The following is a 21,491-nucleotide window of genomic DNA, read 5'->3' as shown; positions in this document are numbered from 1 at the left end:
CATCGGGGCATTGTACCCCAAACCGGAATTGGGAGGCCTGAGATGTCACGCGTATCCGTCGAATACAAAGATCACATCGCGCACGTAACTCTGACGCGCGGCGAAAAGATGAATGCTCTGGATGATGCGATGATAAAGGCCATCATTTCTGCGGGGCAGGAGGTGGCAGCCTCGGATGCGCGCGCGGTGGTGCTGTCGGGTGAAGGCAAAAGCTTTTGCGCGGGTCTGGACATGGCCAGCTTCGCGAGCATGGCGCAAACGGATCCGACCGAATGGTTGATGACCCGCAGCCACAAGGACGCCAATGAGGTGCAGGAAGTTGCCCTGGTTTGGCAACGCGTGCCCGTTCCCGTCATTTGTGCCATTCAGGGTGTTGCTTATGGCGGCGGTTTGCAACTTGCGCTGGGCGCAGACATTCGTATTGCACACCCCGATTCAAAACTTGCCGTGATGGAGATGAAATGGGGCCTGATCCCCGACATGGGCGGGATGGTTCTGCTGCCCAAGCTGGTCCGGTCGGATGTCTTACGCCTGTTGACCTATTCGGCCCGCCCCATCGGTGCCGCGCAGGCGGCGGACTGGGGGCTGGTCACCAAACTGTCGGACGACCCACTGACCGAGGCATTGGCCTTGGCCGAAGACATCGCTGGTCAAAGCCCTTCGGCCATCCGCGCGGCCAAACGCCTGATCGAGGTGGCGGAAGCCAAACCTCGCACAGAGGTGCTGCTGGAGGAGTCATCAGAGCAAGCGGAGCTGATCGGCAAACCCGACCAGATGGAGGTCATTGCGGCGAATTTGCAAGGTCGCAAGCCAGAGTTCAAATGATCTCGGCACCTGTCACACGATTGATCCTGTACACCAAAGACATCGACAAGATGGTACATTTCTATAAGACGCATTTTGGCTATGTAGCGCGCCGACTCAAAGGGGACCGAATTGTAGAGCTTGTGCCTGACGGGGACGGGTTGCGCCTGTTGTTGCATCCGGCCAGCAAGGCCGCCCGTCAGGGGCAAGCGGCGGTCAAAATCGTTTTTGATGTCGCGGACGTTGCCGAGTTTTGCAAACAAGCCGCGCAGCACGGGCTGAAATTCGGTCCGATCCACTCGGCGGATGGCTACAGTTTCGCGAATGCCAAGGATCCGTCGAGAAACTCGATTTCCGTGTCAAGCAGGGCATTTGCGCCCGGCAATTAACGCATAAAAGCCCGTCGTGCATCACGGGCCATATTGTATCGCATCTCAAGCTCGGCGATCTTAGCCATAGTCACTTTACGCTCGTCAGCATCGGACTGCGACGCATAGGTTTTGCGGGCGGCATCCAACTCTTTCTTGATGCTGAACTCTTCGGGCAGAACGCCTGCTTGCGCCATGATCTGATGACCGGCGGCGACGGCCGGATCGGTCTGAGCCTCGGACGAACGGTCAGGCAGCGGCTGGCCTTCGCCTTCCAGCCCCTCTAGCTGACCTTCGGCTTGCGCCTTTTTGATCTGGCGTTCGACCAGTTTTCCGAGCGATCCAAACATAGGTTTATAGTACCCGACCAGCACAGCGGGGGAAAGCTGTCATCTGGATCGGTTGGTAACCAGATAGGCGATACCACCTGCGGTCAAACCCCAGACTGCAGCGCCCAGGCCGTAGACAGTGATGCCTGATGCGGTGATGGCGAATGTCAGAATCGCCGCTTCGCGTTCGGCGGGAACCTCTAATGCGGCAAAGGTCGCGTTTGCCATCACACCGATCAGGGCAATGCCGGTCAGAGTGCCCATGAGCAATGGGTCGGCGTGGGACGCGAACCCGGTGATCGCCACGGCAAAGACCCCAAAGACGCAGTAAAACAGGCCTGCCATAACCGCAGACCAGTAACGCTGGTTCGGGTCCGGGTAGCTGTCTTCGTTTGAACACATTGCAGCGGTAATCGCGGCAAGGCACGTGGCCGGAGCGCCAAAGGGGGCAGACAGAATACTGGCTCCTCCGACGGCTGAGAACAACTTGCCAGCAATTGGCGTATACCCAAAGCTGCGCATGACGGCGATGCCGGGGATGTTTTGCGTAGCCATGGTGACGATGAACAGGGGGATGCCAATCCCGATTGCCGATGCGATCGAGAATGTCGGCATGGTCCAGACAGGGGCGGCGACCAAATGCTCGGGCCGGACCGAACCGTCACCGGCGTTCAGAACAACGACAATTGCCGCGGCGACCACCGCGGCAGGAACTGCGATCAACCGATTGATCCGCCCAGCGATAAACCATGTCAGAATGACCGGCAGCGCTTGCCAGGGCAGCTCAACTGCCGCCTTGAACGGAATGATGCATAAGGGCAGCAAAACCCCGCCCAGCATGGCCTGTGCAAGTGTTGTCGGGATAGCGGCCGCAAGCCGTCCAAGCGGACGCCACATTCCGGCAACAACAGTCAGGGCTCCGGCGCAAAGAAAGGCCCCTACTGCATCAGAAAATCCGACCAATGGGGTCGCCGAGACCGCCAGCAGAGCGGCACCGGGTGTTGACCATGCCACGCTGATCGGCTGCCGGTACCAAAGGCTGACCACAATCGCCGTCACCCCCATTGCAACCGCGGCCATCATCAAACCCGAGGCCGCTTCAGCCTCCGAGGCACCCATTGCAATAAGGCCCTGCAGCACGATCGGGAAAGAGCTGAAAAAGCCGACAACGGCCACCACAAGGCCAGTCGAAATTGTCTGCACAGGAGGGAAAGGGCGCGCCATGACTTCCTCGGAGTTGTCTGCAGAGATTGCTAACAATCGCAAGCGGATAGAAACAAGGTGAAATGCGACACCGCAAAAAAAACCCGCCGGGTGAGCGGCGGGTGTTAGATTTTGAGTATTTACGAAAAGACCAAGATCAGGCGATTTCGGCCAAACGGGCGAGGGCCTCATTCAGTTTCGCCTCTTCTTCTTCGCGGGCGGCAAGGTTGGCTTTGGCTTCCGCGACGACCTCTTCCGGGGCCGAGGCCACGAATTTGGGGTTGTTCAGACGTCCGCGCAGACCGCCCAATTCCTTGGCCAGCTTGCCCTTGGCTTTCTCCAACCGTTCCTTTTCCGCGCCAATGTCGATGATATCCGCCAATGGCAGGCCGAAAGAGGCGCCGGGGGCGGCAATCGAGATCGTACCTTTGGGCAACTCATCCGCTTTGGTCAGGCTGTCGATCCGCGCCAGACGTTTGATCAGCGCTTCGTTGCGATCCCATGCGGCTTGCCCATTCGCGTCGATCTCGGTCACCAGCATCGGCACGTAAAGACCGGCCGGAACCCGCATCTGTGCACGGGCCGAGCGGGTGTTTTCGATCACCGAGATCACCCAGTTCATCTCACGATCCGCTTCGGCGTCGATCAGGTCGGCGGCTGCGTAAGTCGGCCAATCCGCGTGGACGGCCATTTTGGCGCGGTCGCCGGTCAAGCCCCACAGCTCTTCGGTGATGAACGGCATGATCGGGTGCAGCAGGACCATGCACTGATCCAGAACCCAGCGCATGGTGGCGCGGGTTTCAGCCTGCGCCTCGGCATCGTCGCCTTGCAGCAGCGGTTTGGACAGCTCCACATACCAGTCGCACACCTTGCCCCAGACAAAGGCGTACAGCCCGTTGGCGGCATCATTGAAGCGATAGCTTTCCAGCGCTGCGTCGACTTCTTCGCGCACGCGGGCGGTTTCGCCGATGATCCAGCGGTTCACCGCAGCTTTGGGCTTCAGGTCAGCCACGTCCAGTTGAGGAACGGCGTCGGTGAAGACCTCATTCATCTCGGCAAAGCGGACGGCGTTCCACAGTTTGGTGCCGAAGTTGCGATAGCCGGTGATGCGTTCACGGGACAGCTTCAGCACGCCGCCGATCGCCGCCATCGAGGCGTTGGTAAAGCGCAGCGCGTCGGCACCGAATTCGTCCACGATCTCCAGCGGGTCGATGACGTTGCCGGTGGTCTTAGACATCTTCTTGCCCTTCTCGTCGCGGACGAGCTGGTGCAGGTAGACGGTGTGGAACGGGATTTCGTTCACCACGGCCAGTTGCATCATCATCATCCGAGCGACCCAGAAAAACAGGATGTCCGCGCCGGTGATCAGAACGTCCGTAGGGAAGTAGCGTTCCAGCTCATCTGTCTTTTCGGGCCAGCCCAGCGTGCCGATTGGCCAGAGGCCGGAGGAGAACCATGTGTCGAGGACGTCGGGGTCTCTTTTGAGCAAAACGAAGTCACGACCCCCTTCAACTGCTGTTGCAAACGCTTCATCTTGCCAAGCGTTGCTGTTGACGTTCGGGTCCACCTTAGACGGATCAAGTGAGGTCGTTTGATCCTCGAAAAACTCCCACGCACTGGAAACACCGTAGTATTCCCGAGCGACGCTTGCTGCCTCTTCGAAAGTCGCTCCACAGAAAGGAACCAGTTCACCAGACGCATAGTCAACGCCTCGAGAGTTCGAAGCATCTTTCTTTGGCCCATACCAAACCGGAATCTGATGGCCCCACCACAGCTGGCGCGAGATGCACCAGGGCTCGATGTTTTCCAGCCAGTGGTAATAGGTCTTCTCGCCCGACTCGGGCAGGATTTTGACCGTACCGTCCTTAACCGCATCCAGCGCGGGGCCGACGATCTTTTCGGCATCCACGAACCACTGATCGGTGAACATTGGCTCGATCACAACTTTCGAGCGGTCGCCGAAGGGCTGCATGATCGGTTTGCTCTCGACCAGCGGCACCAGTGCGGCAGGATCTTCATCCTCGCCCAGCTTGGTGCCCAGAACCGGGTCATCTGCACGGGTCGTCACAGCCAGACCGTCGGCGTTGATCTCTTCGACCACTTTCGCGCGCGCCTCGAACCGGTCGAGACCCCGCAGATGGTCGGGAACGAGGTTAATCGCGTCGATCTCGTTCTCGGTGAACGCGCGACCACGTGCGTATTCCTGCGCCTTGTCCGCCTCTTCGGCGTAAGGCGCACCATCAGCCCGCATCGCGCCTTTGGTGTCCATCAGGCGGTACATCGGAATACCACCGCGCTTGGCGACCATGTTGTCGTTGAAGTCATGTGCGCCTGTGATCTTCACCGCGCCCGAGCCGAAATTGGGATCGGGGTAGTCATCGGTGATGATCGGGATCTGGCGACGATGCTCTTTCGGGCCAACCGGGATTTCGCAGAGTTTCCCAACGATTGGCGCATACCGTTCATCCGACGGATGAACCGCAACCGCGCCGTCACCCAGCATGGTTTCGGGGCGGGTCGTGGCAATCGAAATGTAATCGCGTTCTTCTTCGAAAACGACGTTCCCGTCCTCATCCTTCTCGATATAGGTGTAGGTTTCGCCGCCCGCCAGCGGGTATTTGAAGTTCCACATGTGGCCGGCGACTTCGATATTCTCGACTTCCAGATCCGAGATCGCGGTCTCGAAATGCGGGTCCCAGTTGACCAGCCGCTTGCCGCGATAGATCAGGCCCTTTTCATACATGTCGACGAAGACCTTGATGACCGCGTCGTGGAAGTTGGCCGAGTTTTCATGCCCGGTGCGCGGATCGCGTGGTGCGCCCGCCATGGTGAAGGCGTTGCGCGACCAGTCACAGGAGGAGCCAAGGCGTTTCAGCTGCTCGATGATCGTGCCGCCGTATTCGCCCTTCCATTCCCAGACCTTGTCCAGAAACGCCTCGCGACCCAGCTCGTTTCGGCTGGGCTGTTGGGTGGCGGCCAGCATCTTTTCGACCTGCATCTGGGTGGCGATACCGGCATGGTCCTGACCGGGTTGCCAAAGCGTGTCGAAGCCGCGCATCCGGTGCCAGCGGGTCAGGATATCCTGCAAGGTGTTGTTGAACGCGTGGCCCACATGCAATGCGCCCGTCACGTTGGGAGGCGGGATCATGATGGTAAAGCTTTCGTCGCGCGATCTGTTCGCGCCTGCCTTGAAGGCCCCGGCCTGTTCCCAGGCCTCATAAATGCGGGCCTCAGCCTCGGCCGCGTTGAATGTCTTTTCCATCGCCATTGGATGCGTCCTGCGTCAACAAATTCGGGTCAGCGCCTGCAATAGCGAATGCGTAAGGGAAGGGGAAGGGTTGTATGCTATTCGGCTTGGGCAAAGCGCGCGCGAAAATAGTCCTGAACACACTGGTAGGCCGGTTCATGGAAATCCAAAGTCAGCAATGAGTGGTCGTTACCGTCAAATTCCACCGTCTCAAGATGATCACCGAAAGCATCCTTCAGGACGCCGATATGCCTTTCTGAGGTAAGTTTGTCATCGGCGTAGCGCATGACGAAGGCCGGGGCCGTTCCGTACCATGCCCGCGCGGGCGTCGGAACCGACATACACGTCGTGGGTGGCTTCGCTGTTGCTGGTTAGCAGGGCGGTGAACGGAAATACGCTGTCATGTGCCCATGTCATGACCTGTAGGTTAACCAAAAAATGACTGGCAAGACACGGGGAAGCTGTCTGTTCGACTGGACATCGCCTTGGGCTGGGCTACGGTCGCCATCGCAGGAGGATCATCGCATGGAAAAGTTCGGCAAAAGTCAGCCCGTCAAACGGACAGAAGATCAGCGGTTTCTGACCGGGCACGGACGATACATGGACGATGATGTACCCGGAGATGCTCTGTTCGCAGCTTTTTTTCGCAGCCCGGTTGCCCATGGTCGGATCACGGCGCTGGATTTGGATGCCGCGCGTGAAGCGGAAGGGGTGCGCCTTGTCATGACACTGGATGATCTCTCGACGGCTGGGATCGACACTGTGATGAACGCAGCAACTGTGCAGAACCGCGATGGCTCTCAGACCCTTGCGCCCGACAGGCATATGCTGGCCCAAGACCGCGTCCGGTTTGTTGGCGAACCTGTGGCTGTCGTGATCGCAGACACGCTGTTGCAGGCGCGAGATGCTGTTGAGATGATCTGGATGGACACAGATGATCTGCCCGCAAAACTGGATGTCGAAGCCGGTGGCGAACCACTGCATGATCGGGTGGCCGACAATCGTGCTTTTGATTGGGGGTTGGGTGATGAAGCAGCAACCGATGCCGCTTTTCAGGCTGCCGCGCATACCGTTTCGCTGGATGTGGCCGACAACCGCGTGATCATCACCTCAATCGAGCCACGGGGATGTCAGGCCAATTGGAGCGATGGACGTTTGCACTTTGCCTATGGTGGGCAAGGCGTCTGGGCGATGCGGGGGCAGTTGGCGCAAAAGCTGAAGCTGGAACTCGAGGCGATCCGTGTCACTACTCCGGATGTGGGTGGCGGATTCGGCATGAAGGTCATGCCGTACCCTGAGTACTTTTGCGTCTCAGTTGCTGCGATGAAACTCGGGCAGCCGGTTCATTGGATGTCTGACCGATCCGAGGCGATGCTGTCGGATCATCACGGTCGCGACCTGACCTCATTGGCTGAGCTCGCCTTTGACGAGGACTTGAAAATCACGGCCTACCGTGTGCACAGCAAGGTAAATCTGGGTGCGTATAGCAGTCATTTCGGGCAAGCGATCCAGACCAGTCTTTTCAGCAAGGTGTTGATGGGGGTTTATGACGTTCAAACGACGTATCTGCGGGTTGAGGGGTTCTATACCAACACCACGCAAGTCGATGCCTATCGGGGGGCAGGGCGGCCCGAGGCGATCTATGTTCTGGAACGTGTAATGGATCGCGCCGCGCGCCAACTGGGCGTCGATCCTTGGGAGTTGCGCCGCAGGAATTTCATCCAGCTGGAAAACTTCCCCTACAAGACCGCGACTGGCGAAATCTATGACGTTGGTGATTTCGATATGGTCCTGTCCCGTGCAGGTGCCCAGACCGATGGATTCACGACGCGAAAAACTGCAGATGCGGAACGTGGCCTGATCCGGGGGCGGGGCTTGTGTTACTATATCGAAAGCATTTTGGGTGACCCTTCGGAAAACGCGAAAGTCGAGTTCTGCGAGGATGGCACGGTGAACCTTTATGTCGGTACCCAATCGAACGGGCAGGGGCATGAGACGGTCTATGCGCAATTTCTGTCAGACCAAACCGGAGTTCCGATGGACCAGATCAAAGTGGTCCAGGGTGACAGCGATCAGTTGCCACATGGTGGCGGGACTGGCGGGTCACGTTCAGTCACGGTGCAAAGTACGGCCACGCTGGCGACAATTGACGTCATGATCGCCGCATTCACGCCGTATCTGGCGGATAAGATGGGGGTGGAGGAAAGTGATGTGCGTTTCGACCATGAAACCTTCCGCGCGCCGGGATCAAACCTGACACCTACGCTCACCGAGGCTGCGGAGATGGCCCGCGCCGATGGGCGCGCCGACCTGCTGAGTCACGAGGCCAGCGCCAATCTGGATGCGCGGAGTTATCCCAATGGCGCCCATGTTGCCGAAATCGTGATTGATTCTTACACCGGTGAAACCTGGGTGGATCGCTATACTGTCGTCGACGACTTCGGCAATCTTATCAACCCGATGCTGGCCGAAGGGCAGGTGCATGGCGGGGTGGTGCAGGGCATTGGTCAGGCGCTGACGGAACACGTTGTGCATGATGCGCAGGGGCAACTGCTCACGGCTTCGTTGATGGATTACGCCTTGCCCCGCGCGGCCGAGATACCCATGATTAAGTTTACCTCGGCGCCGGTTCCGTCAACTTCCAACCCGATGGGGATGAAAGGATGCGGAGAGGCCGGCACCGTGGGCGCGCTGGCCGCGGTGGCAAACGCGGTTCAGGATGCGCTCTGGGATTACGGGGTGCGGCAGGCGGATATGCCTTTCACACCTTACAAAGTATGGGAATTGTTGACGCATGGTTCTGTCGCGGCTGAGTAGAAAGGTACTGGGATGGCTCGGACGGCCCTTACGGTCCGAGCATTCCGCCGAGGCGCTTCACCGCGAGCCCGTCAGCCATGTGATTATCCTAGACGGCACCATGTCGACGTTGGAGCCGGGCTACGAAACCCATGCGGGCCAGACCCTGCGACTATGCCGCGAAATGGGCAGTAAAGTGTCCGTCTTTTACGAATCTGGTGTGCAATGGGAAAACTGGAAGTCCTCGCTAGACGTGATGATGGGGCGGGGCATCAACCGCCAGATCCGCCGCGCATATGGCTATCTCGCTTCACGCTACAAACCCGGCGACCGTATCTTTTTCATCGGCTATTCACGCGGCGCTTACGGTGTGCGCAGCTTGGCTGGTGTGATTGACATGATCGGTCTGCTCAAGGCCGAACATGCCACTGTGCGCAACATCAAACAGGCCTACCGGCACTATGAATGCAATGCCAGCGGGTCGGCTGCGGCCGAGTTCCGGAGGCAATTCTGTCACGAAGATGTGGCGATTGAGATGGTTGGCGTCTGGGATACGGTCAAAGCGCTGGGCATGCGTCTGCCGCTGCTGTGGCGCTGGGCCGAAGAGCGTCACGCCTTTCACTCCCACCAGCTTGGACCGGCGACGCGCCACGGGTACCACGCAATGGCACTGGACGAGACTCGCGAAGTGTTTGAGCCGGTCTTGTGGAAATGTACGCCCGAATTCAAAGGTCATGTCGAGCAGGTCTGGTTCCGCGGCACACATGGCGATGTCGGTGGCCAATTGAACGGGTTCGAAGAGGCGCGTCCGCTTAGTAACATCTCTCTGGTTTGGATGCTGGACAAGGCCGAGTTGCACGGCTTGCCGTTGCCCGAAGGGTGGCGCGACCGTTACCCAACAGACACGTCGGCTCGTTCAGTCGGCACGTGGCGTGGCTGGGGAAAGATTTTCCTGCTGCGCAAGCACCGCAAAGTGGGGCGGGATCGGTCAGAGAAACTGCATGTCTCGGTGTCGCCAGATGAACTGCCGGGCTGGGTGCCTATGCCGGACTTGCCGTCCCACCCGGCGCAATAACGGGTCAGGCTGGCGTGCAAACGTTTCTAACGGGTTTGATAAATCCATCCGGACGTTCAACCTGATCGAAACGCCATCTTCGTGGTGACCAGTTGTAGACACGTTGCTCTTCAGGGTAATCGACGATCATCAGGCCGTGGAAGTACCACGCGGATGTAGATTTGTATCCGGTCTTGGTGGTGTAGAAAGAAAATCCGCGCAATTCGTACAGGGCTTTGACTGGAGAATTCTCTGCATGTTCGGCGATGCAATAGTGTGCGCCGTCTGAGATTGTGCGCGCCTGAACAAGAACCACCGGAACTGTTAACAGAGACCAAAGCGCAGTCACGGTCGCAACCGATATCCCAATCTTTGCCGCCCATGAAGGTTGTGGTTTCCCATTGAGACCAGACCAGATGAGGAAGCTGGATGCGAGGGCAATGGTCAAGCTCACACCATGCAGGGCCTGAGTGTCAGTAAAGGGCCCAAAAGCGCCAGATGCCAGTGTCAGAAAAAGTCCCAGAACGACTGAGAAACCCGCAAGAATTCTGGCAAGAAGTCGCGGGATCGGAAACATTCCCAGCAAGGCAAGGCCTCCAACGATTGCGGGTATAGCGGGAATGAGCCACAAAGAAAAAAACAAACTTTGAAAGAGCAATAGCCGAGCTTTCTTGTCCGTGTCAGCTTCGAACAGGTACGGGTCTAAGGGCTGAATGTAGGCAGCAAAGATCAACACAGCATACGCACAGAACAGTGCTTTGTATTTTAGGTCTGGCTGAATAGCGAAATCTCTCTAGTCAAAAAATTACCACCCACCTGTCTTGCGACGGGTGGGTAGTCAGAAAAAACTGTAACTTTCACACCGAAATTACCGGCGTGCATAACTAAATTTCTACCGCCGGCGGTCGCGACGCGAGCTCATTGGCTGGAAGGCTACGCCAACATGCGCTTCGCAATAAGGTTTACCCGCTTCAACCGGCAGGCCGCAGAACCAGAAATCCTCGGTCGCGGGGTCGCCAACGGGCCATTTGCAGGTCTTCTCGGTCAGTTCCATCAGCGTCAGCTTCTTGGCCTTCTTCTCGATCTCGTTGACCTTGGCCAGCGCCTCGGGGCTGATTTCGTTGGCCGAAGGCTGCGGCGGCAGTGGCTGACCTGCCGGTATGATCTGGCGGCGCGCCGGAACGGCTGGTTTTGTCTCGGCTGCAGGTGCCGGCGTTGGGCGCGCCGGTTCGGTCTTAGGCGCGGGCCTTGGCTTGGCCTCGGCCTTGGGCGCGGGTGCCGGTTTGTCTTTAGGTTCGGATTTGGCCGGAGAGGCACCGGTTGCGCGGTTCGACAGGCCCAGACGGTGCACCTTGCCGATCACCGCATTGCGGGTTACGCCGCCCAGTTCCTTGGCAATCTGGCTGGCCGACTGGCCCTCGCCCCACATTTTTTTCAGCAGTTCTACACGCTCGTCAGTCCAGGACATCATTTGCCTTTCAAAAGCGGAAAGCGGCCCCGGATTCGGGCCGCCTTGGGAATTCGTCTCAGCCCCCTATTTTAATCACTGCGAGCCGAGTTACAAGCGGTTCTCGAATCAGGATGAGGGCAGGTGATGCAGATTTCCGCAGATCAGAGCGAACGGCGTTTCGGAACGGTAAACTGGATGGGGCTTTACACGTTGGCCCAACGCGAAACATTGCGGTTTCTGGCGGTCTGGACTCAAACCCTGTTGGCGCCGCTTGTGACTGCGGGGCTGTTCCTGCTGATCTTCAATATCGCCATCGGTCCGGGGCGTCCGGATGTGATGGGGGTGCCGTTCCTGACCTTTCTGGCGCCCGGCATTATGATGATGACCGTGATCCAGAATGCGTTCGCCAACACCTCATCCTCGATGGTGATCGCCAAAGTACAGGGAAACATCGTCGATACGCTGATGCCGCCTTTGTCACCGCTTGAGATACTGCTGGGCTATCTGGCCGGTGGCGTCGCACGCGGCGTTCTGATCGCTTGTGTGGTTGCGGTCGCGCTTGCGCTGGTTTTGGGCATATACCCGCAAAACCTGTTGTTTGCCCTGATCTTCGTTGTTCTGGGTGGCGCATTCATGGGGGCCTTGGGCCTGTTCGCCGGGATTTTTGCCAACAAGTTTGATCAGATGGCGGCCATCACGAACTTCATCGTGACGCCATTGGCTTTCCTGTCGGGTACGTTTTATTCGGTCCAGGCGCTGCCTCCGGTTTTGAACCGCCTAAGTCACGTGAATCCGGTTTTCTATCTTATTGACGGCCTGCGGTACGGGATGATCGGTGTGTCCGACAGCTCACCTTGGTTGGGAATAGTAGTATGCACCGGTGCCACGCTGTTGGTCGGTGCGCTGACCTGGCAGATGCTGCGAACGGGGTATCGCCTTAAGGCTTAACTTGTCTCGGCCAGTGAACCGGGTTGAAAAGTCATTCTGGGCTTTCCCAATCGGGGGTGCAGATTTGCGGCCACGGCCCAGGCCCCGAACAAGGCCAAGCCTCCGACTGCGAATACCCCGGCGACCGGTGAGATCAGAAGGACCAGTGATGCAACTCCGGGTGTCAGAATGCCGGAAACGTCGCGGTAACTGGAGTAGATCGCTGACATCTCGGTGCGTTCGGATGGTTTCACTGCCATGAGGAAAGGCAGACCGGCGCAAATGTCCAGAACGATAAGCCAGATGGACCCAAGAACCAACGCCGCAACCGCCGCGACCGGCCAACCCGCGATTGCCCCAGCGGTGACAAAGCAGGCTCCGCAGGCAGCAAAGCCAACGCGAACAGCCGTGCGAATCGAACGCCCCTGCACCCAGCGCAGAATAAGCGGAGCCGCGAACAGCATGGCATTGGTTGTGGACAGAAGGATACCGCCCAGTTGCTCACCCAGCCCGTTTTGAATGGCAAAGATGGGTAGGTACACCACGTAGATCCACCAGCCGCAGGATCGGATCATGGCAAAAAGATATCCCGCGACCAGACGGGGTTGCGCAAAGAAGCGCGGCAGAAAAGCCAGCGGGTTTTTCGCGGCGCCCCGCGCCTTGGTGATCAACTTTCCATTACCCAACCGCATGCGCCAGAACTGAATCAACATGACCGCGCCTGCCACCGCGCTGATGACAAAGGGGGCAGGGGCCCAGACCTCTAGCAGTAAGACACCGGCCATCGGTCCGCCTGCCCAGCCCAGCGCGCTATAAAACATGCGGCTGGTCTCGCATTTGCCCAGCTCGATTTTGCTGATGTAATCCAGAACGTAGGCGTTGAAACAAATGAATGTTACAACTGTCGCGACTGTGTTCAGGGCCAAGGCGCCAACCACCGCCACAGGGCTGCCCTCAATTGCAAGTAGGGCGCTGCCGATGAACATGAGGCAACCCACTGTATATGCCCATCTGCGCGGTATGAAGCGGATCAGGAACGGCACCATCAGCCCCGCAATTAACGAGATAACGCCGACCAGAAAATACAGGAATGATACCGAAGACGCGTCGCCCAGCGCCCGGTACATGGCCAGTGGAAAGACCGATATCAGAATGCCGCGGACAATCGCCTCGAACCCGGCAAGGATACCGAAGTCGCGGACTGAGGGTGCTGGGGCGTGGCGCACCCATTCGGGGATACGGCGTTCGTGCATGGGTAAACTCTCAAATCAACTGAGAACACGTTGCGCCGGATCAATCCTCGTTCTTCGGAGTTTGCGACATACAGGTCGCCCCCGGGCCATGTCAGGAAAAGTTTTTGGAGTTTCAGGCCTGCCGCGCCCGCGCTTCTCGCCAGACAAGAATAAGCCCGCCGGTCAGAATTATGGCTGAGCCGATCATACTGATCCCGTCCGGAATCACGACGAATATCGCGAAATCGTAGAAAGCGGCGAAAATCAGCGTCGCATAGCTGATTGGGGCAACAAATGAGGCGTCTGCCCGGGCCATGCCGTTCACAAAACACGCCTGCGCGCAGGCCATCAGCGCGCCGATACCCGCCAGCGCTGCCCATTGTTCTAGAGTTGGCATCTGGAATACAAAGCTCACCGCGACAGAGGCAATCGTCAGGCCCATTGCGTTGTTTATCAGCAAGATCTGGATCGGGATTTCTCGACCCGAGAGTTTCTTGATGAATATGAGCTCCATCCCGATGACTGCGGCTGCGGTCAGTGCCAACAGGGCAGCTGGCTGAAAGCTATCGGGTGTCGGGCGCAACAGTATCAGCGCCCCAGCCAGCGCCACCGCTGCCGCCAGCCAGCGCCAAGGGCCGACGCCTTCTTTCAGCAACGGGATTGCCAACACCATTGCAAAGACCGGGTTCAGAAAGGAAATCGCCGTCGCATCCGCGATCGGGATGAATGCCACCGAGGCGAACATCAGCGTAATACCGACCCAGCCGAAACTTGTACGCCCAATATGCAGGCCCCAATGCGGACGCTGCAAGCGCGGCCGCATCACGCCGACGGCGGTGACGATCACGATAAAGGCAAACAGAAACCGCCCATGGCTGATCTGCATTGGATGCAGCGCAGGACCCAACGTGTCCGTCCCCAAGGCTTTGGCCAGCAGGGTGGTCCCGGCCAGCAACGCACTGGCGACGGTTATCAGCACTGCCGCAAGAGGCGGATTGTGGGCTTTGGCGACAAACATATGTCAGCGGTGCGTCAGCGCATGCCAAATGGCAAGCGGCAAATGCGTCGACCCAAGTATTTTCGCTGGTTGCCAATTTCAGGGTTTTCAGATGCTTCGGGCAGCGCTATACGGCGGCTCATGATCAAAAAAGCACATATCCTGCGACTCCGACGCCGACGCTTCGCCGCGTAACCGGCCTCTTTGATCTATTTGCGCTGTTCAAATCGGTGCAATTTCCACCAAATCAGTTGACGAACACAGGCCGAGTGTATCACTCACAAGGCTCAAACTACCTGAAAAGGATGATCCCATGATCCCGTCCGTTCTGCCGACCTATAACCGCGCGCCCCTGACTTTCGTGAAGGGTGAAGGCGCCTGGCTGACCGAGGCGGATGGCCGACGTTTTCTGGACCTGGGCGCTGGGATTGCCGTGAATGCCTTGGGCCATGCCCATCCCGCGCTGGTCAATGCCCTGACCGAGCAGGCGCACGCGCTGTGGCATGTTTCAAACCTCTACCACATCCCGCAGCAGCAAGCCCTGGCCGACAAACTGGTCGAGCACACCTTTGCCGATACCGTGTTCTTCACAAACTCGGGCACCGAGTCTTGCGAACTTGCGGTCAAGATGGCCCGCAAGTATTTCTATGACAAGGATCAGCCCGAACGGGTCGAGATCATCACCTTTGATGGCTCGTTCCATGGCCGGTCGTCGGCTGGTATTGCCGCTGCCGGGTCTGAGAAGATGACCAAGGGCTTCGGTCCACTGCTGCCGGGCTTTGTTCATGTCACGTTTGGCGACCTCGATGGCGTCACCAATGCGATCACCGATAAAACCGCCGCGATCATGATCGAACCCGTGCAGGGCGAGGGCGGCATCCGTCCCGTCCCTGACGCGGAGCTCAAAGCCTTGCGCCAGATTTGCGATGACAACGGCCTGCTTTTGATCCTCGATGAGGTGCAATGTGGAGTAGGTCGTACCGGCAAGCTGTTCGCCCATGAATGGGCTGGAATTACCCCGGACATCATGATGGTCGCCAAAGGCATCGGCGGCGGCTTCCCTCTGGGTGCTGTTCTGGCAACGGAAGACGCCGCCAGCGGTATGACGGCAGGCACGCATGGCTCTACCTATGGTGGCAACCCGCTGGGCTGTGCCGTGGGTTGCGCCGTCATTGATCAGGTGGCAACGCCTGCATTCCTAGAGGGCGTCAACCGCAAGGCCGGGATGCTGCGCCAGAAGCTCGAAGGGCTAATCGCCGAGCACCCGGAGGTTTTCGAAGAAGTGCGCGGAACAGGACTGATGCTGGGCCTGAAGTGCAAAGCGCCCAATATCAACATGGTCAACGCCGGTTATGACAATGAGGTCATTACCGTCCCCGCTGCCGATAACGTGATCCGCCTGCTTCCGCCCCTGACATTGACAGAAGACGATATCGCACAAGCCCTGATCCGCCTCGACAAAGCCGCTGCGCAGGTCGAAGAGTCAATGGCCTCGGCCTAAGGCACACCCGAATGAAAAGTGAACTGAAATGAACCATTTCCTCGATATCCATAAAACCGACGCGGGCGATCTGCGGACCATGATTGATCAGGCGGGCGCTATGAAACAGGCGCGCCTGGGTCGCCCAAAGGCAGCACTTGATGACGAACAGCCTCTGAAAGACCGTATGGTCGCGCTGATCTTCGAAAAACCGTCTACCAGAACGCGCGTGTCATTTGACGTAGGCGTGCGTCAGATGGGGGGGCAGACCATGGTGCTGTCGGGCAAAGACATGCAGTTGGGCCACGGTGAAACCATCGCTGACACCGCCCGCGTCCTGTCGCGCTATGTCGACATGATCATGATCCGGACCTTCGATGAGACCATTCTGACCGAGATGTCTGAATACTCGGACGTACCAGTCATTAACGGCCTGACTGACCGCACCCATCCCTGCCAGATCATGGCGGATGTGCTGACGTTTGAGGAACACCGCGGTCCGATTGCGGGCAAGAAAGTAGTCTGGACCGGCGACGGCAACAATGTTTGCGCCTCGTTCCTACATGCTGCGGGTCAGTTCGGGTTTGATTTCACTTTCACCGGCCCGGCCCAGCTTGATCCGGAAGAAGAGTTTATGGGGCTCGCCCGTCAAAAGGGCTCGAAAATCGTGGTCGAACGAGACCCGTATAAAGCGGTTGAGGGTGCCGATCTGGTGGTCGCCGATACCTGGGTTTCAATGCACGATTCCCAGTCCGCCAAGGAACGTCGCCACAACATGCTGCGCCCCTATCAGGTCAACGCCGAGCTGATGTCACATGCAAAACCGGACGCGCTGTTCATGCACTGCTTGCCTGCCCACCGCGAAGAAGAAGCGACATCCGAAGTGATGGACGGCCCCAACTCGGTCATCTTCGACGAGGCCGAAAACCGTCTGCATGCGCAAAAGGCCGTGATGCGCTGGTGTCTGGGCGTCTGAACGGAGTCCACCATGCCTCATGTCACACTGGAGTTTTCGAAAGGCATAGAGCAGGTCCATGATATTCAGACAATTTGCGATCAGCTTTTTGCCGTTCTGGCCGAACATCCTGAATTCGACGCAGAAACGATAAAAATTCGCGCGACACCGGTAGGATACTACCGATTAGGCACTGATCCCCAGAGCTTTGTCCACGCCACGCTTCTGCTGATGCAGGGTCGTGACGAGGCGACGCGCTCTGAGCTTACCGTGGCCATATTAGAGGTTCTGTCGGCGGCCTTGCCCGAGGTTGGCAGTATCACAGTGCAAGACGTTCAGATGAACCGCGCTTCCTACGCGAAACGGGTGGCCGGGCCATAGCCAGTGTCCGGTTGTCACAGATCCTGTGTTGTTCAGGTGGGTCGCCTGATATCCCAAATCCGCAATTTGGCGAGCGTCGCGACGCTCGCCAACACGACCAGACCGCACAATACCCACTTGGTCATGACCTCCATGGTACCTTCAATCATCAGGGCATGTACGACGCTGCCAATAATGGTGATGATCGCAAGGCTCGCATGCCCCAACCTCCAGACGCGAAACCTTAAGCCAAGGCGCTTGCGAGAAAGACCTAGAAACGCGGCTCCGAACGCGGCCCACATCGCAATCACACCCCAAGCCGAAAACGGTGTCGGTGAAACAAATAACAGAGCGTCAATAACGTCGGGCGGGCTGGTGATCCACAAACCACCGACATGGATCAGAATGGCTGCAACTAATGCCAGCCCACACCACCTATGCCAATGGCGGCTGGCAACCGGGGTCAGCCCCGGCAACAAACGGCCCGCAAGTAGCGGCTGCATCAACAGCAGACACATTGAAATAACACCGGCAAACCCGGCGGTGATGTAGATCGGTTCACGCCATGCCAGCTGAGGGCTCGCCGCAGCCGCGATAATCGGTACGGCCATGGCAAGGATCACAAAGGTCCAGATTACTAGGCTTCGACGCACTGTCGTTAGGCAGGCTGCAGAACGAAATGCGCGGCCAAGGTTTTGTCCTTGGAGCTGCCCATAATTGGGCGCAGGAAAACCGTTTCGAACTCACCACTGTCATAAGCTAGATGGCCGTGTGGCTGGCCAAAGGCGGGTACGATCTGCGGCATCTCCAGTCGGAACTCGCCATTGGCATCGGTCAGAGTTGCGCCGTGGCTCTGCGGGTCGCGTTCGTGGCCTTCCGTCGTATGCGCCCAGATCTGGATGCGCTGACCGGGCAGGGGGGCACCGTCCCCGGCGCGTCGCACTGTTCCGGTCATCCAGAACCCGCCGCCGCCAATCCGGTCAACGATGGGCGCGCCGGGACGGTAATTGTTGGACCCTCCGCGCATGGATGCGGTGGGGGCCACACCACTTGCGCGCGCTGGCACCAAAAAGCCTGTCGCACCCGTTGCCAGAACAGCCCCAGACGCCAAAACCAAAGAACGACGAGAGAACGTAAGACCAGGCATGCAAACCTCTCTTTTCAAGTGTTTCACCACGCCTCGACAATGCCGGGCATCCTTTCAGCGGAAAGATAGCACGATTGTTTCAGTTTCCGAGGGGTCGCGCGGCGGGGGTGACAAATTGTGAATTCCTTTGACCGTGCCCCCGCGCAGGTGCCATCCTGAAATCCGTCAGTTCGGGGGGGCCTGCACTATGATTGTCGAAGACGTTGTCTCAGACGAAGAAATCAAGGCGTTCAAGCGCGACGGTGCGGTTGTGCTGCGCTCCAGGTTCTCAGAGGATTGGCTGGCACTTTTGCGAGACGGTATCGACGCGGATTTGGCCCGCCCAACCGATAATTTCACCCGCCATACCAAGGACCCTCGCGCACCTGCCTATTTCGAGGACTACTGGGCTTGGAATAAAATCCCGCAATTCACGCAATTCGTTCACAACTCACCTTGTGCTCCGCTTGCCGCACAGTTGCTGGGTGCACCATCGATCAATCTTGTCATGGACAACTGGTTCCTGCGCGAGGCTGGATCAACTTCGCGTCCACCGTTTCATCAGGACCTGTCCTATTTCGACTTCGAAGGCACGATGTGCGTCCTGTGGTTGCCGCTTGAGCCGGTTACCAAAGAAAACGGTATCGCCTTCGTCAAAGGCTCGCATCTGTGGGACAAGCTGTTCATGCGGGTCAGGTTCGCCGACGGGCATCCCAGCTACGAACCCACCGAAGTTGCAGGGTTGACCTATCACCCGCCGCCTGACGTCAATGCCGATCCGGGTGCATTCGATCTTTTACAATGGGATATGAATCTGGGCGACTGCATCTTCTTCGACATGCGCACATTGCACGGTGGGCTGTCATCAGTCACCCCAACGGAAACGGTACGCCGGTTTACGCTGCGGATGACCGCTCCGGATGGCAGGATCCGGTATCGGGGGGACTGGGCCAAGGATGAACGGGCGCAGTTCGAAGCCGAAGGATATCGCGAAGGTGATCGAATTGATGGGGCGTTTTTCCCGCAGCTTTGGCCGCGCCGTGCCTGATGTATGGTCCGGGTCCGCACCCGTTCTGTGCGTTTCTGCAAATTGAAAGGCGAGTATGTCAGGCCTAACCTACATCAGTGAACCGAATGAACTGATCGCGGGAGAGCAGGCATGAGTTGGAATCCTACCCAAAACCCCAAGAATTCGCCCCTGGAGACACTGATCATCCCTCGTGCCCGTGATCTGGGCGGTTTCGAAGTGCGGCGCGCGTTGCCCTCGCTCAAACGGCAATTAGTCGGCCCGTTCATCTTTTTCGATCAGGTGGGCCCCGCCGAGTTCATCACCGACGGTGGCATCGACGTGCGGCCGCACCCTCATATCGGCTTGGGTACAGTGACCTACCTGTATCAGGGCGAGTTTGAGCATCGCGACAGCCTTGGCACCCATCAGATGATCTATCCAGGTGAAGTGAACTGGATGGTGGCTGGCCGCGGCGTGACCCATTCGGAACGTACCAGTGAAGAAACGCGGGCTAAGCGGCACAGCCTGTTCGGTGTTCAGACCTGGATTGCACTGCCTGAGGTGTACGAGGACATGGCCCCGGATTTTGAGCACCACAAGCAGGGCGCGCTGCCGCATATCAAGGACAATGGCGTCAGTGCCCGGCTAATCCTTGGTTCGGCTTATGGCGAAACCAGCCCGGTGACGATGCTGTCGGAAACCTTCTATCTGGACGTGCAACTTGAACCCGGCGCCGCCTTTCCATTGCCCGACGACCACGAAGATCGCGGGGTTTATGTCATTCAGGGATCGGTTGAGATTGCGGGCGACACGTTCGAGGAAGGTCGCATGATGGTGTTCCGCCCGGGCGATCGCCTTTCGGTCAAGGCGGGTCCGTTTGGCGCGCGGTTGATGCTGCTGGGCGGGGCCACATTGAATGAGGATCGCTATATCTGGTGGAATTTCGTGTCCTCTTCGAAGGAAAAAATCGAAAACGCCACTCGTGAATGGAAAGCCGCAGATTGGGCCAACGGTGCCTTCCACCTGCCCCCCGGCGATGATCAGGAGTTCATTCCGATTTCCGACGAGTTGGAGCGCACAAGCCCAAGACGGGCACGTTAACCAGACGTCAGGGGGCCTTGTCCGAACTTGCGATACCGGCAATCCTCGCCTCAACGGGAGGGTCGCCATGAAGATCATAATCGCAGGCGCGGGCAGCATTGGATGTTATTGCGGAGCCTTTTTGGCTGATGCCGGTCACTCGGTCACGCTGTTGGGTCGCCCACGCATTCTTGACCCAATCCGTGAGGAGGGCCTGACCGTCACTGACTTTTCCGGCCTGCACCTTCATGTGGAGGCCGAGACGCTGACGATGTCCGAAACCCCCGATTGCCTGAAAGACGCAGAGTTGGTGATCGTGGCCGTCAAGGCCGCGGCCACGGCGGATATGGCAGAACAGATCGCGCGGTTCGCCCCGGCCTCTGCGCCGGTGTTGTCCTGGCAGAACGGGATGGAAAACGCCCGGGTGCTGCGGGCGGCGCTTCCCGATCATGACGTTCGCGCGGGAATGGTGCCCTTCAACGTCGTGCCGCCCCAGCCCGCCAGCTTTCACCGCGCCACTTCCGGCGATATCGTGATCCAGTCCGGCCCGGGCCGTTTGGGGCAAGCACTTAGCTCACCTAACCTGCCGGTGACCGAAAGCGATGAGATCGAAGCCGTGCAATGGGGTAAGCTGGTTATCAACCTGAACAACGCATTGAACGCATTGTCGGGGCTGACGTTGAAAAATCAATTGCTGGATCGCAAGTGGCGTCGCCTGATGGCCGACCAGATGGCTGAGGCTTTGAGGGTACTTCAGGCCGCAGGCCACCCTGTCGCATCAACCACGCCTTTGCCCGCTTGGATGACGCCGCATATCCTTCGCCTTCCTACGCCACTGTTCGCCCGGATCGCCGCGCGCATGCTGACCATCGACCCAAGCGCGCGCACGTCGATGGCCTATGACCTCGCGGCGGGGCGCGTGACGGAAATCGACAGTCTGCAAGGTGAGATTGTCCGACTGGGCAAGCAATATGGGCGGCCTGCACCGATTTGCGCAAGGGTACAGGCTCTGATCGAACAGAAGCCGAATGTAAGTCTGTCACCGGATCAGATCACCCCGTGACTTGATTACAT

Annotated in this window: 21 protein-coding genes; 11 read left to right on the top strand and 10 right to left on the bottom strand. The window is 58.4% G+C overall.

Going from position 1 to position 21,491, the window contains the following annotated elements:
* Positions 1-42: 42 nt before the first annotated feature.
* Together AC2FIB_RS11460 and AC2FIB_RS11455 are read left to right on the top strand one after the other, a co-directional pair.
* Positions 43-825: a crotonase/enoyl-CoA hydratase family protein gene (locus tag AC2FIB_RS11460; RefSeq protein WP_496842078.1), complete on the top strand. Its 783-nt coding sequence runs from the start codon at positions 43-45 to the stop codon at positions 823-825.
* On the top strand, positions 822-1,193 hold the full coding sequence (locus tag AC2FIB_RS11455) for a VOC family protein (RefSeq protein ID WP_496736781.1): 372 nt from the start codon (positions 822-824) through the stop codon (positions 1,191-1,193). The genes AC2FIB_RS11460 and AC2FIB_RS11455 overlap by 4 nt, the downstream gene beginning before the upstream one ends.
* Here AC2FIB_RS11455 and AC2FIB_RS11450 read toward each other — a convergent pair.
* The 4 genes from AC2FIB_RS11450 to AC2FIB_RS11435 form a co-directional block, all read right to left on the bottom strand.
* A complete protein-coding gene (locus AC2FIB_RS11450; RefSeq protein ID WP_496736782.1) occupies positions 1,190-1,522 on the bottom strand; it encodes a DnaJ family domain-containing protein in 333 nt (110 codons plus the stop codon). The genes AC2FIB_RS11455 and AC2FIB_RS11450 overlap by 4 nt on opposite strands.
* 39 nt (positions 1,523-1,561) lie before the next feature.
* On the bottom strand, positions 1,562-2,725 hold the full coding sequence (locus AC2FIB_RS11445; RefSeq protein ID WP_496842075.1) for a benzoate/H(+) symporter BenE family transporter: 1,164 nt from the start codon (positions 2,723-2,725) through the stop codon (positions 1,562-1,564).
* 136 nt (positions 2,726-2,861) lie between these two features.
* Positions 2,862-5,972 carry a valine--tRNA ligase gene (locus AC2FIB_RS11440; RefSeq protein WP_496736785.1) on the bottom strand — a complete coding sequence of 1,037 codons (3,111 nt, stop codon included), beginning with the start codon at positions 5,970-5,972 and terminating at the stop codon, positions 2,862-2,864.
* A 77-nt stretch (positions 5,973-6,049) separates the two neighbouring features.
* Complete coding sequence (locus AC2FIB_RS11435; protein WP_496736786.1) at positions 6,050-6,292, bottom strand: hypothetical protein; 243 nt, start codon at positions 6,290-6,292, stop codon at positions 6,050-6,052.
* A gap of 184 nt (positions 6,293-6,476) precedes the next feature.
* Between AC2FIB_RS11435 and AC2FIB_RS11430 the strand changes: the two genes are divergently transcribed.
* Both AC2FIB_RS11430 and AC2FIB_RS11425 read left to right on the top strand, forming a co-directional pair.
* Positions 6,477-8,768: a xanthine dehydrogenase family protein molybdopterin-binding subunit gene (locus AC2FIB_RS11430; protein WP_496736788.1), complete on the top strand. Its 2,292-nt coding sequence runs from the start codon at positions 6,477-6,479 to the stop codon at positions 8,766-8,768.
* Positions 8,746-9,822 (top strand): T6SS phospholipase effector Tle1-like catalytic domain-containing protein, encoded by a 1,077-nt coding sequence (locus AC2FIB_RS11425; protein WP_496736789.1) that lies wholly within the window; start codon positions 8,746-8,748, stop codon positions 9,820-9,822. The genes AC2FIB_RS11430 and AC2FIB_RS11425 overlap by 23 nt, the downstream gene beginning before the upstream one ends.
* A gap of 4 nt (positions 9,823-9,826) precedes the next feature.
* On the opposite strand, the gene AC2FIB_RS11420 is transcribed toward AC2FIB_RS11425, so the two are convergent.
* Both AC2FIB_RS11420 and AC2FIB_RS11415 read right to left on the bottom strand, forming a co-directional pair.
* Positions 9,827-10,387, bottom strand: a complete 561-nt coding sequence (locus AC2FIB_RS11420) for a hypothetical protein (protein WP_496736791.1) — start codon at positions 10,385-10,387, stop codon at positions 9,827-9,829.
* A gap of 306 nt (positions 10,388-10,693) precedes the next feature.
* Positions 10,694-11,269 carry a GcrA family cell cycle regulator gene (locus AC2FIB_RS11415; RefSeq protein ID WP_058272305.1) on the bottom strand — a complete coding sequence of 192 codons (576 nt, stop codon included), beginning with the start codon at positions 11,267-11,269 and terminating at the stop codon, positions 10,694-10,696.
* 126 nt (positions 11,270-11,395) lie between these two features.
* Between AC2FIB_RS11415 and AC2FIB_RS11410 the strand changes: the two genes are divergently transcribed.
* Complete coding sequence (locus AC2FIB_RS11410) at positions 11,396-12,199, top strand: ABC transporter permease (protein ID WP_496736793.1); 804 nt, start codon at positions 11,396-11,398, stop codon at positions 12,197-12,199.
* Here AC2FIB_RS11410 and AC2FIB_RS11405 read toward each other — a convergent pair.
* The gene (locus tag AC2FIB_RS11405; RefSeq protein WP_496842071.1) at positions 12,196-13,431 is read right to left on the bottom strand and encodes an MFS transporter; all 1,236 of its coding nucleotides are present in this window, start codon (positions 13,429-13,431) and stop codon (positions 12,196-12,198) included. The genes AC2FIB_RS11410 and AC2FIB_RS11405 overlap by 4 nt on opposite strands.
* Before the next feature lie 112 nt (positions 13,432-13,543).
* Entirely contained in the window at positions 13,544-14,428 is an 885-nt protein-coding gene (locus tag AC2FIB_RS11400; RefSeq protein WP_496736796.1) for a DMT family transporter, read from the bottom strand.
* A gap of 292 nt (positions 14,429-14,720) precedes the next feature.
* On the opposite strand from AC2FIB_RS11400, the gene AC2FIB_RS11395 reads away from it, so the two are divergent.
* The 3 genes from AC2FIB_RS11395 to AC2FIB_RS11385 are packed head-to-tail and all read left to right on the top strand — an operon-like array spanning position 14,721 to position 17,223.
* Complete coding sequence (locus tag AC2FIB_RS11395; RefSeq protein ID WP_496736798.1) at positions 14,721-15,908, top strand: aspartate aminotransferase family protein; 1,188 nt, start codon at positions 14,721-14,723, stop codon at positions 15,906-15,908.
* A gap of 28 nt (positions 15,909-15,936) precedes the next feature.
* Positions 15,937-16,863, top strand: coding sequence for an ornithine carbamoyltransferase (gene argF, locus AC2FIB_RS11390; protein WP_058272227.1), 927 nt, complete (start codon positions 15,937-15,939; stop codon positions 16,861-16,863).
* Positions 16,864-16,875: 12 nt separating this feature from the next.
* Entirely contained in the window at positions 16,876-17,223 is a 348-nt protein-coding gene (locus AC2FIB_RS11385; RefSeq protein ID WP_496736800.1) for a 5-carboxymethyl-2-hydroxymuconate Delta-isomerase, read from the top strand.
* Between the two features lie 32 nt (positions 17,224-17,255).
* On the opposite strand, the gene AC2FIB_RS11380 is transcribed toward AC2FIB_RS11385, so the two are convergent.
* Together AC2FIB_RS11380 and AC2FIB_RS11375 are read right to left on the bottom strand one after the other, a co-directional pair.
* On the bottom strand, positions 17,256-17,813 hold the full coding sequence (locus AC2FIB_RS11380; RefSeq protein WP_109313404.1) for a ferric reductase-like transmembrane domain-containing protein: 558 nt from the start codon (positions 17,811-17,813) through the stop codon (positions 17,256-17,258).
* 47 nt (positions 17,814-17,860) lie between these two features.
* A complete protein-coding gene (locus AC2FIB_RS11375; protein WP_058272225.1) occupies positions 17,861-18,349 on the bottom strand; it encodes a peptidase associated/transthyretin-like domain-containing protein in 489 nt (162 codons plus the stop codon).
* Positions 18,350-18,536: 187 nt separating this feature from the next.
* Here AC2FIB_RS11375 and AC2FIB_RS11370 point away from each other — a divergent pair, with 187 nt between their 5' ends.
* From AC2FIB_RS11370 to AC2FIB_RS11360, 3 genes are all read left to right on the top strand, one after another.
* Complete coding sequence (locus AC2FIB_RS11370; protein WP_058272224.1) at positions 18,537-19,376, top strand: phytanoyl-CoA dioxygenase family protein; 840 nt, start codon at positions 18,537-18,539, stop codon at positions 19,374-19,376.
* A 111-nt stretch (positions 19,377-19,487) separates the two neighbouring features.
* Complete coding sequence (locus tag AC2FIB_RS11365; RefSeq protein ID WP_282169148.1) at positions 19,488-20,438, top strand: pirin family protein; 951 nt, start codon at positions 19,488-19,490, stop codon at positions 20,436-20,438.
* A 67-nt stretch (positions 20,439-20,505) separates the two neighbouring features.
* Complete coding sequence (locus AC2FIB_RS11360) at positions 20,506-21,480, top strand: 2-dehydropantoate 2-reductase (protein ID WP_496736814.1); 975 nt, start codon at positions 20,506-20,508, stop codon at positions 21,478-21,480.
* Positions 21,481-21,491: the final 11 nt, after the last annotated feature.

Source organism: Ruegeria sp. YTSA072 (assembly GCF_059610285.1).
The sequence above is the reverse complement of the archived record's forward strand: the minus strand, read 5'-3'. Positions and strand labels throughout refer to the sequence as shown.

What these genes read in the sequence shown, in the direction of transcription:
- AC2FIB_RS11460 (WP_496842078.1), top strand. Translation starts at nt 43, where the DNA reads ATGTCACGCGTATCCGTCGAATACAAAGATCACATCGCGCACGTAACT.
- AC2FIB_RS11455 (WP_496736781.1), top strand. Translation starts at nt 822, where the DNA reads ATGATCTCGGCACCTGTCACACGATTGATCCTGTACACCAAAGACATC.
- AC2FIB_RS11450 (WP_496736782.1), bottom strand. Translation starts at nt 1,522, where the DNA reads ATGTTTGGATCGCTCGGAAAACTGGTCGAACGCCAGATCAAAAAGGCG.
- AC2FIB_RS11445 (WP_496842075.1), bottom strand. Translation starts at nt 2,725, where the DNA reads ATGGCGCGCCCTTTCCCTCCTGTGCAGACAATTTCGACTGGCCTTGTG.
- AC2FIB_RS11440 (WP_496736785.1), bottom strand. Translation starts at nt 5,972, where the DNA reads ATGGCGATGGAAAAGACATTCAACGCGGCCGAGGCTGAGGCCCGCATT.
- AC2FIB_RS11435 (WP_496736786.1), bottom strand. Translation starts at nt 6,292, where the DNA reads ATGTCGGTTCCGACGCCCGCGCGGGCATGGTACGGAACGGCCCCGGCC.
- AC2FIB_RS11430 (WP_496736788.1), top strand. Translation starts at nt 6,477, where the DNA reads ATGGAAAAGTTCGGCAAAAGTCAGCCCGTCAAACGGACAGAAGATCAG.
- AC2FIB_RS11425 (WP_496736789.1), top strand. Translation starts at nt 8,746, where the DNA reads ATGGTTCTGTCGCGGCTGAGTAGAAAGGTACTGGGATGGCTCGGACGG.
- AC2FIB_RS11415 (WP_058272305.1), bottom strand. Translation starts at nt 11,269, where the DNA reads ATGTCCTGGACTGACGAGCGTGTAGAACTGCTGAAAAAAATGTGGGGC.
- AC2FIB_RS11410 (WP_496736793.1), top strand. Translation starts at nt 11,396, where the DNA reads ATGCAGATTTCCGCAGATCAGAGCGAACGGCGTTTCGGAACGGTAAAC.
- AC2FIB_RS11405 (WP_496842071.1), bottom strand. Translation starts at nt 13,431, where the DNA reads ATGCACGAACGCCGTATCCCCGAATGGGTGCGCCACGCCCCAGCACCC.
- AC2FIB_RS11400 (WP_496736796.1), bottom strand. Translation starts at nt 14,428, where the DNA reads ATGTTTGTCGCCAAAGCCCACAATCCGCCTCTTGCGGCAGTGCTGATA.
- AC2FIB_RS11395 (WP_496736798.1), top strand. Translation starts at nt 14,721, where the DNA reads ATGATCCCGTCCGTTCTGCCGACCTATAACCGCGCGCCCCTGACTTTC.
- argF (WP_058272227.1), top strand. Translation starts at nt 15,937, where the DNA reads ATGAACCATTTCCTCGATATCCATAAAACCGACGCGGGCGATCTGCGG.
- AC2FIB_RS11385 (WP_496736800.1), top strand. Translation starts at nt 16,876, where the DNA reads ATGCCTCATGTCACACTGGAGTTTTCGAAAGGCATAGAGCAGGTCCAT.
- AC2FIB_RS11380 (WP_109313404.1), bottom strand. Translation starts at nt 17,813, where the DNA reads ATGGCCGTACCGATTATCGCGGCTGCGGCGAGCCCTCAGCTGGCATGG.
- AC2FIB_RS11375 (WP_058272225.1), bottom strand. Translation starts at nt 18,349, where the DNA reads ATGCCTGGTCTTACGTTCTCTCGTCGTTCTTTGGTTTTGGCGTCTGGG.
- AC2FIB_RS11370 (WP_058272224.1), top strand. Translation starts at nt 18,537, where the DNA reads ATGATTGTCGAAGACGTTGTCTCAGACGAAGAAATCAAGGCGTTCAAG.
- AC2FIB_RS11365 (WP_282169148.1), top strand. Translation starts at nt 19,488, where the DNA reads ATGAGTTGGAATCCTACCCAAAACCCCAAGAATTCGCCCCTGGAGACA.
- AC2FIB_RS11360 (WP_496736814.1), top strand. Translation starts at nt 20,506, where the DNA reads ATGAAGATCATAATCGCAGGCGCGGGCAGCATTGGATGTTATTGCGGA.